The 8,980-nt window shown below is 44.4% G+C and carries 5 protein-coding genes; all 5 read left to right on the top strand.

The window, feature by feature from the left end; all coding sequences use genetic code 11:
* The coding region (locus tag CSD97_RS12145) for a transposase (protein WP_143272421.1) at window positions 1-304 on the top strand (304 nt) is incomplete at its 5' end.
* 461 nt (window positions 305-765) lie between these two features.
* A complete protein-coding gene (locus CSD97_RS12140) occupies window positions 766-3,975 on the top strand; it encodes a SusC/RagA family TonB-linked outer membrane protein (RefSeq protein ID WP_005826721.1) in 3,210 nt (1,069 codons plus the stop codon).
* Between the two features lie 21 nt (window positions 3,976-3,996).
* On the top strand, window positions 3,997-5,844 hold the full coding sequence (locus CSD97_RS12135) for a SusD/RagB family nutrient-binding outer membrane lipoprotein (RefSeq protein WP_005826719.1): 1,848 nt from the start codon (window positions 3,997-3,999) through the stop codon (window positions 5,842-5,844).
* A gap of 331 nt (window positions 5,845-6,175) precedes the next feature.
* Complete coding sequence (locus CSD97_RS12130) at window positions 6,176-6,982, top strand: DUF3805 domain-containing protein (protein WP_034528663.1); 807 nt, start codon at window positions 6,176-6,178, stop codon at window positions 6,980-6,982.
* A gap of 70 nt (window positions 6,983-7,052) precedes the next feature.
* Window positions 7,053-8,942, top strand: coding sequence for an ABC-F family ATP-binding cassette domain-containing protein (locus CSD97_RS12125; protein ID WP_098032452.1), 1,890 nt, complete (start codon window positions 7,053-7,055; stop codon window positions 8,940-8,942).
* The last annotated feature ends 38 nt before the right edge of the window (window positions 8,943-8,980 follow it).

The raw sequence follows: 8,980 nt of genomic DNA, 5'->3' as shown, positions 1-8,980 counted from the left end.
TTATAAGAAAAGATGGTTAATCGAGCTGTTCTTCAAATGGCTCAAGCAGCATCTCAAGATAAAGAAATTTTGGGGCACAACAGAGAACGCTGTTCGCATACAAATCAGTGTGGCTATTATCACATACTGCCTTGTGGCTATTGTCCAACATGATATGAAGTTGAAACGCTCAACCTATGAAGTTTTGCAAATTCTCAGCATATCATTGACTGACAAAACCCACTTGCGTGACCTGTTCGATAAGACTAATTTCAATGATGTCAAAGATCTAAATAATCCCCTTATTCCGGGGCTATTTGATTAATTGTTTAACTCGTCCCATTTTAACGGGACACTAATGATGGAATTTATTATTGTTAATAGTCTAACACTATTTTTTGATGAACTTATGAATCATTTTAACTAATTTGCTTTTTAGAATCCTTATCCATACCAATATCCCCACGTAATCAAGTTCTTTTTATATAAAAAGATTTATGAATATGCTTTAATGCGTAAATCAAATAGTTCAAAACATCGCTATATATAAATGATAAATGTGATGTGTTTTTTGTTTTTTCGCATCATTGAGATATATTATATACAAGTACGGCATTAATATGATTAAGAGTTAATGCTTTGAATAATTACTAAATAGATATTTAAAACTTTGCAAAAATATAAATGCAAATGTTTTAATATTTATTTAGTAATTTTTAATTCGATTGATGATAGAATTTCTAAATTAATTCATATGTTTGCAAACAAATCCAAATAATAGAGCTTATGAAAAGAAATTATTGCTTATCATTAGTGTTGCTTGCATTGTTTGGGGTGTCTGCACCTTTTGCTGCTAATGCAGCTGTTGAAAGTGTGCTAAGTTCCCAAAGTACTCAGCAAGCCAAGAAAATCACAGGTAAAGTTTTAGATGCGGCAGGCGAACCCATCATCGGCGCCAGCGTGTTAGTAAAAGGTTCTGGTACCGGCGCTGTGACGGATATTGATGGAAATTTTTCTGTAGAGGCGCCGGTGGGTAGCACATTGGAGGTATCTTTCATTGGGTACAAAACAGTGACATTGAAGGTGACGAACGCCACTACTTATACTGTGAGTTTACAAGATGACTCGCAAGCGCTGGACGAAGTGGTTGTGACGGCAATGGGTATCAAGAAAGAGCGCAAAGCTTTGGGATATTCAATGGAGGATGTGAAGTCGGATGAATTGATGAAGATGAAAACTGCCAATCCTATTTCATCCCTTTCGGGGAAAGTGGCCGGTGTGAATGTTACTCAGTCATCCGGTGCCGCTGGTGCGGGCGCTCAGATTATATTGCGTGGAGGAACGTCGGGTGCTGAAGGCAAAGACAATCAGCCGCTCTTTGTGGTGGATGGTGTTATTTTTGATAACTCTTCATCAGTGGTGGGCAATTCGGCTTTCGATGGTTCTATGCGTTCTGCCTCTACTACTTCCAATCGTTTGATGGATATAAATCCCGAAGATATAGAAAGTATGTCGGTGCTCAAAGGCCCTGCAGCTGCCGCTTTATACGGTTCACGTGCAGCCAACGGAGTTATTCTTATCACTACCAAGAAAGGTAAAGAGGGCGTGGTTGAAGTGAATATCAATTCTAAGTTTACTGCTTCATGGGTAAAGAGCCTGCCGCAAACGCAACGCCAATATGCCCGTGGATATATGGAAGACCAATATGATTCAAAGAAGAACTATACTGGTACTGTGTTTAATGACTTTGCTTATACTTCGTGGGGAGAGAAGTCGAACGCAGCTACTTATGATAACATAGGTGATTTCTTTCAAGGCGGAAACATTTTCGATGAAAGTGCCAGCGTAGCTGGGGGTACCAAGAATAGTAAATTCTATCTTTCAGGGTCTTACTATGATCAGGTAGGTGTTGTGCCCGAGACCGGATACAAGAAATATGCTTTCCGTTTCAATGGTGAGCAGAAGGTGGGGATTTTCACCTTTAACGCCAGTGCCGCATATAGCGATGCTCATACGGACCGTACTTTGACGGGTGCCGGGCTTTATAATTCGAGTGGTAATGGTGCTCTTTATGGTGTGTACAACTGGTCTCCTTTCGACCGAATGACCCACTATCAGAACGAGGATGGTACCCGTTATCGTTTGTTTGGCGATCGTCTTGATCCATGGGACGAACGCGACAACCCCTATTGGATTGTCAATCGTAACCACATGTATGACGACATCGACCGTTTCAATGGGATGCTCAGTATAAAAGCCGATATTGCCAAATGGTGGTTTGTTTCTTATAAAATAGGTATTGACCGTTATACCCAAACTGCTTCCAACCGTTTGGCTGCCAATGGCGTGCTTAAACAAGTGTGGCAAAAAGGTATGATGAGTGACAACACCCAGCAGTTCCGCTATATGAGCCATGACTTTATGTCGAACATGAGCCATAAGTTCGGTGATTTCGATTTGAATCTTTTGTTGGGTGCCACAATGGACGAAACCAAGACAGACCGTAGCTCGATGATGGCTTGGAACTTTTCCGTTCCTGATTTCTTCTCATACGCCAATGCCAGTAAAGACAATAAGCAATTCACACATGCAGCTACTAAGAAACGTTTGGTAGGAGCTTTTGGAGAATTCCGTGCATCATGGAAAAATATGCTCTATCTCACTGTGAGCGGTCGTAATGACTGGACTTCTACTCTTCCTCTTGAAAACCGTTCGTACTTCTATCCTTCGGTAAGCGGTTCATTCGTATTTACTGAAGCCTTGCAGCGACTCGGTTGGCTGGATGACAGTGTGCTCAACTTTGGTAAATTGCGTGCATCGTGGGCCAAGGTAGGTAAAGATACCGGTGTGTACGAATTGGAAACTGCCTTATGGCCTACGGGTACCTATCTTGACGGTACGGTAGGTGTGGGAAATACTTGGACACGCGGTAATGACAAACTGAAACCGGAAATGACCAAGTCTACCGAAATAGGCGTGGAATTGAGTTTCTTCAAAAACCGCCTGCACATAGACTATGCTTACTATACCAACGATTCATATAATCAGATTCTTGCTCCTCGCGGTCCGCAATCTACCGGTTACATCTTTTGGAGTATCAATGCGGGCAATGTGTATAACAAAGGTATGGAACTCTCTATTTCGGGAACTCCCATACAGACTAAGGACTGGACATGGGACATTGGCTTGAACATGGCAGGTAATCGTGGTACTTTGGACGGGCTTCCCGAAGGTATGGGCGTGATGTATGTTACCGATGTGCAATATGCCGGTATGCAGGCAGCCTCGTTCAGCGGTGGAGATTTTATGGGTATTGCCGGTACCAAATGGAAACGTAATGACGCCGGTGAGGTGATACTCGACAAAAACGGTATGCCTACTTATGACAAAACCCTTGTAGCAGTAGGTAATCGTGAGTCATCGTTTACCGGTGGATTGAACAACACCCTTACTTGGAAGAATTTTACTTTCAATATGCTATGGGAATTCCGTGTAGGTGGCGATGTGGTCAACGGTACTCAATATGCTATGGATAACAGCGGTGTGAGCCAGTTCTCTGCCGATGTACGCAATCGTTCTCTCACTGTAACGGGTGTCAATGCCAATGGTGACCCAGTGACCAATACTTGGGAGGCCGATAAAACCTATACTTTTAATGGAGTACAAATGAGTGGTTACAACATCATTAAGGATTACTATCAGAACTATTATTCTAAGGAGTCAGCCAACTATATTACCGATGTCAACTCTTTGCGTTTGCGTTCTGTTTCATTGAGCTATGAGTTTCCTAAAACGTGGCTTTCCAAGATTGGATTTGTAAAGCGTGCTTCGGTATCGGTAGCTGCTACCAATCTATTGCTCATCACCAATTACGACGGTGATCCTGAAGTGGCTGCCGCTGGTGCGGGTGTAGGTGGCTCATCATCAGTAGGATTTGACTACTGCGGTGTACCTGCCACTTCTACCATGTCATTTGGCTTGAATCTTACTTTCTAACTCTTAAAAAACAGAAGCAATATGAAATTATTCAAATCTATGATATTATGTAGTGTGGGTGCCCTTATGACTTTGTTCTCGGGGTGTAGTGACTGGCTCGATGTAAATGTCGATCCCGAAAATCCCACAGCCGGAAATGCGACCTATGATTCACGATTGGCACATATTGAATTTTATACCAACAGTGCCACTCAGTTTGCTGCTTGGCGTTCCAGTATGTCTATGGGCGATTGGACACGCTATTATGACGGCGGTACTTATTGGAGCATGTCTTATTGGAGTCCTCAGACCGGTGCCGTTACCACTCCCTACCAATGGTGGTTCTGTGGAGCTGCTGTAAATATTCCATTTTTGATTGACAAGGCTACGGCAGCCGAGGCTTGGCATTATGTGGGTGCAGCTCGCGTAATTCGTGCCTATGGTTTTATGCTTATGACAGACCTTTATGGAGAAATGCCTTACAAGTCGAGTGAGGCTGAAGCCGGTGTTACTCCTACCTATAATGACGGAAAAACAATCTATTTGGGCTGTTTGGCCGATCTTGACACCGCTATCGAGATGTTTCAAAAAGAGCAAGGGTCTGCGACAGCTTCGTTGGCTGTAGGCGATATTTGGAATGGTGGTAGTGTAGACAAGTGGCTTAAATTGGCATATTTACTTAAAGCACGTTACATTAACAAGCTTATTAAAAAGGGTGAAGGCAGTTATCTTGAAGGGAAATACGATGCCGCAGAAATCTTGGCTTGTCTTGACAAGGCTCAGCAAAGCAATGCCGACAATACCGTATTCAATCATATTGATGCCAATAATTCGCATGATGTATTGGGATGGGACGAACCGGTTGATTATTCACCGCTCTTTTCTGTATGTGGCATGAATGCCGGCTATATGCCTACCAAGATGCTTTACGATAATCTGACAAATTTTGCCGGAAGTGGAATAGAAGATCCGCGTGCCGATAAGATTTTACCTTGGGCATATTCGAAGCAATCAAGTAATTCACCCGCAGAGGTGAAGTTCAAAAACGGTTGGCGTCGTTCTATGGGTGTAGACATGATTGGCAATGATAGTCCCAGCCTTACCGGCGGACCGTTGCGCTCGAACTTCTCGGCAGCCAAAGGTTGGTGGATTGACAGTGAATCTTCTACCCGTAAGGGGGACACTATTTATGTAGAGTGTACCAGTCAGTGTAAAGCTTATCAAGGACGTCCTGATTTACTTTATCGTCGCGATGGTACTGATGCCTCTCGCGAATCGGGAACTTTCTATACTCGCGTGTCTTCTCCCACCTATATTGGAACCTATGCCGAAGCTTGTTTCATACGTGCTGAAGTACTCTTTAACCAAGGTAATAAAGGAGCGGCTTTTAATGCTTATAAGAAAGGTATTGCAGCCAGTATCGACGGTATGAACGATAAATTGAAAGTGTGGTGCCGTGAAGATGCCAATTTGGAAGCATGTCCTTCATTCTCTCCTATGACGCAAACCGACATTGACAACTATTTGAACAATGGTATCGGCACTGAAGAGAATATTACTTTGGGCAAGATTCTTACTCAAAAGCGTTTGGCATTGCATTTTTCCATGGAAATTTGGAACGATATGCGTCGCTACGATTTTAATCCGGAGCTTTTCTTAGGCTGGGGTATTCCTGCACGCTATGGCGTTGATGCTACTGCCCAAAAGAATATTCCGCAGGGTAAACAGTTCCGTCGTTGGCAGCAATGCAGTCATGAGCTCAACTACAATACGGCCAATCTGCAAGCTATCGGTGCCACTGTTCCGGGAGCTGATACTTCAATTGCACTTTGGAATGCTGCCGAGGACGTATGGACTTTACCCGTATGGTGGGACAGTGCCCAAAACTAATTTTTCATTGCATTTTATTTTGTGATACAAATTCATTATCTTTACGCCCAAAATGTGGATTTTAAGATATAGTTAAGATATTGAAGGCTCTAATGGTCTTCATTCATAGATGATGATTGGAACAGCCGGTTCGTGAGAATCGGCTGTTTTTTTGTTTCGTTTGTTTGCATATCAACGGCGGTAATATGTTACTTTTGCCCTAAAACCGAAGATAGGCTGCACCTCAGCATAAAAAATGGACAAGTTCATTTTATTTTGCATTCGGTTTGTACTATCTTTGCGAGAAATAGCTGAGATGGTAGGAACTGTCTTTGCAAAGATTAGTCTATATATGGAACAAAGCAAGAAATTTATCTCTCCGGGGGCATGGTTCTCCATGACTTATCCGGCAGACTGGAATGAATTCGAGGACGGGGAAGGCTCTTTCCTTTTTTATAACCCCAATGAGTGGACCGGTAATTTTCGCATTTCGGCTTTCAAAGGGAATGCTACATATGGCAAGGACTCCGTGAAGCAAGAGTTACGGGAAAACTCCTCTGCCATTCCGGTTAGGATAGGCCGGATGGAATGTGCATATAGTAAGGAAATGTTCGAGGAAGAAGGTGCGTACTATACTTCCCATTTATGGATAACGGGCGCGGATGAAGTTGCCTTTGAATGTTCGTTTACGGTGAAGAAAGGAGAGCCAGTTGCAGAAGCGGAGAAGATTATCGCTTCGCTGGAAACGCGGAAGGATGGAGTGAAGTATCCAGCGGAGATAATTCCGGTGCGCCTTTCGGAAATCTACCAGATTAATGAAGCATACGAGTGGGTGGATACTACTATAAAGGAATTGTTGAAGAAGGATTTCCAGGGAGCCGAGGAAGACATTGCCAAGATGCAGCAGATGATGGAAGAAAGCAACATCAGCCCTAAAAAGAAAGATGCGTGGCTGGCTTTTGGCATTGTGCTTTGTGTTATTTTCGCCAATGAAGTGGACGGTATGGAATGGCGTACCTTGGTGGACGGAAACCGGGAAGCGCCCATATTGCTGAACACGTCTACCGGTGAATGGATAGACCCCATGAAGCTGGTTTGGAGCAAAGTAAAGGCAGGAGGTAAAGTGAATCTGCTGGAGATATACAGCTCCTTGTTCTAAGGTCCGGTCATCTCGGTACTGTGATTTTCAACTTTCAATTTTCAATTTTCATTTTTCAACTATTAAAGCATTGGCAGCAGTAAATTCAATTCTTCAGGTGGAAAACTTGACCAAGTCGTTCGGTGACTTGGTACTATTCGAAAATATTTCTTTGGGCTTGTCCGAGGGACAGCGTGTCGGGTTGATAGCCAAGAACGGCAGTGGCAAGACGACATTGCTCAATATCCTTTCCGGCAAGGAAGGGTATGACAATGGCACCATTTCCTTCCGTCGTGATTTGCGTGTGGGTTATCTGGAACAAGACCCGCAATATCCCGAAGAGCTGACCGTGCTCGAAGCGTGCTTCCATCATGGCAACAGTACTGTCGAGTTAATCAAGGAATATGAACGTTGCATGGAAACGGAGGGGCATCCCGGCTTGGACGAAATTCTGGTGCGTATGGACCATGAAAAAGCTTGGGAGTACGAGCAGAAGGCGAAACAGATTCTGTCTCAACTTAAAATACGTGATTTCAGTCAGCACGTAAAACATCTGTCCGGCGGGCAGTTGAAGCGTGTGGCACTTGCCAATACCCTTATCACTGAACCCGATTTGCTGATACTGGACGAGCCTACCAACCACCTCGACCTCGATATGACGGAGTGGCTGGAGGAATATCTCCGCCGGAACAACCTCAGCTTGCTGATGGTGACGCACGACCGTTATTTCCTCGACCGGGTATGCTCCGAAATCGTAGAGATAGACAACCGGCAGATTTATCAGTATAAAGGCAATTACAGTTATTATCTGGAGAAGCGCCAAGAGCGTATCGAGGCCAAGACTGTGGAGATAGAACGTGCCAATAACCTCTACCGCACAGAGCTGGAATGGATGCGCCGCATGCCGCAAGCCCGCGGGCACAAGGCACGCTATCGGGAGGATGCCTTTTACGAGTTGGAGAAGGTGGCTAAGCAGCGTTTCAACAACGACAATGTAAAGCTGGACGTTAAGGCTTCTTATATAGGCAGTAAGATATTCGAGGCAGACCATCTGTACAAATCCTTTGGTGACTTGAAGATTCTGGATGATTTCTCCTACATCTTCTCCCGTTACGAAAAGATGGGTATCGTAGGGAATAACGGTACGGGCAAGTCGACCTTCATCAAGATACTGATGGGGTTGGAGCAGGCAGACAGCGGTACGCTGGACATTGGCGAGACGGTCCGCTTCGGTTACTACTCGCAGGACGGCTTGCAGTTTGACGAGCAGATGAAAGTGATTGATGTAGTGCAGGACATTGCCGAAGTCATAGAACTGGGCAACGGCAAGAAGCTGACGGCATCGCAATTCCTGCAACATTTCCTGTTTACTCCCGAGACACAGCACAGCTATGTCTACAAGCTGAGTGGGGGAGAACGCCGCCGCCTCTATCTGTGTACGGTCCTGATGCGCAATCCCAACTTCCTGGTGCTGGATGAGCCGACCAATGACCTCGATATTGTGACGCTGAATGTGCTGGAAGAGTATTTGCAGAATTTCAAAGGATGCGTGATTGTGGTGAGCCACGACCGTTATTTCATGGACAAAGTGGTAGACCATCTGTTAGTGTTCAACGGACAAGGGGACATCCGCGACTTTCCCGGCAACTATACACAATATCGCGACTGGAAAGATGCGAAAGTCCATCAGGAAAAGGAGAAAGAGAAAGAAGCCGCCAAGGCTCAGGAGGACAAGACGGCGAAGGTGCGTCTGAACGAAAAGCGGCGCATGTCTTTTAAGGAAAAACGCGAGTTTGAACAATTGGAGCAGGAGATAGCTGACCTGGAAACCGAAAAGAATGCAATTGAAGAGGCTTTGTGCAGCGGTACTTTGTCTGTGGACGAACTGACGGAGAAGTCGAAACGTTTGCCGGAATTGTCGGACTTGATTGACGAAAAAACATTGCGCTGGCTGGAGCTGAGTGAGATAAAATCGAACTGAAGTTCGAAATTGAAAATTAAGAATTAAAAATTAGAACT

The sequence above is a fragment of the Bacteroides sp. AR29 genome (assembly GCF_900217715.1).
GTDB lineage: Bacteria > Bacteroidota > Bacteroidia > Bacteroidales > Bacteroidaceae > Bacteroides > Bacteroides uniformis.
The sequence above is the reverse complement of the archived record's forward strand: the minus strand, read 5'-3'. Positions and strand labels throughout refer to the sequence as shown.

Excerpts from the sequence above, each read along its gene's own strand:
- CSD97_RS12140 (WP_005826721.1), top strand. The coding sequence starts at position 766 with ATGAAAAGAAATTATTGCTTATCATTAGTGTTGCTTGCATTGTTTGGG.
- CSD97_RS12135 (WP_005826719.1), top strand. The coding sequence starts at position 3,997 with ATGAAATTATTCAAATCTATGATATTATGTAGTGTGGGTGCCCTTATG.
- CSD97_RS12130 (WP_034528663.1), top strand. The coding sequence starts at position 6,176 with ATGGAACAAAGCAAGAAATTTATCTCTCCGGGGGCATGGTTCTCCATG.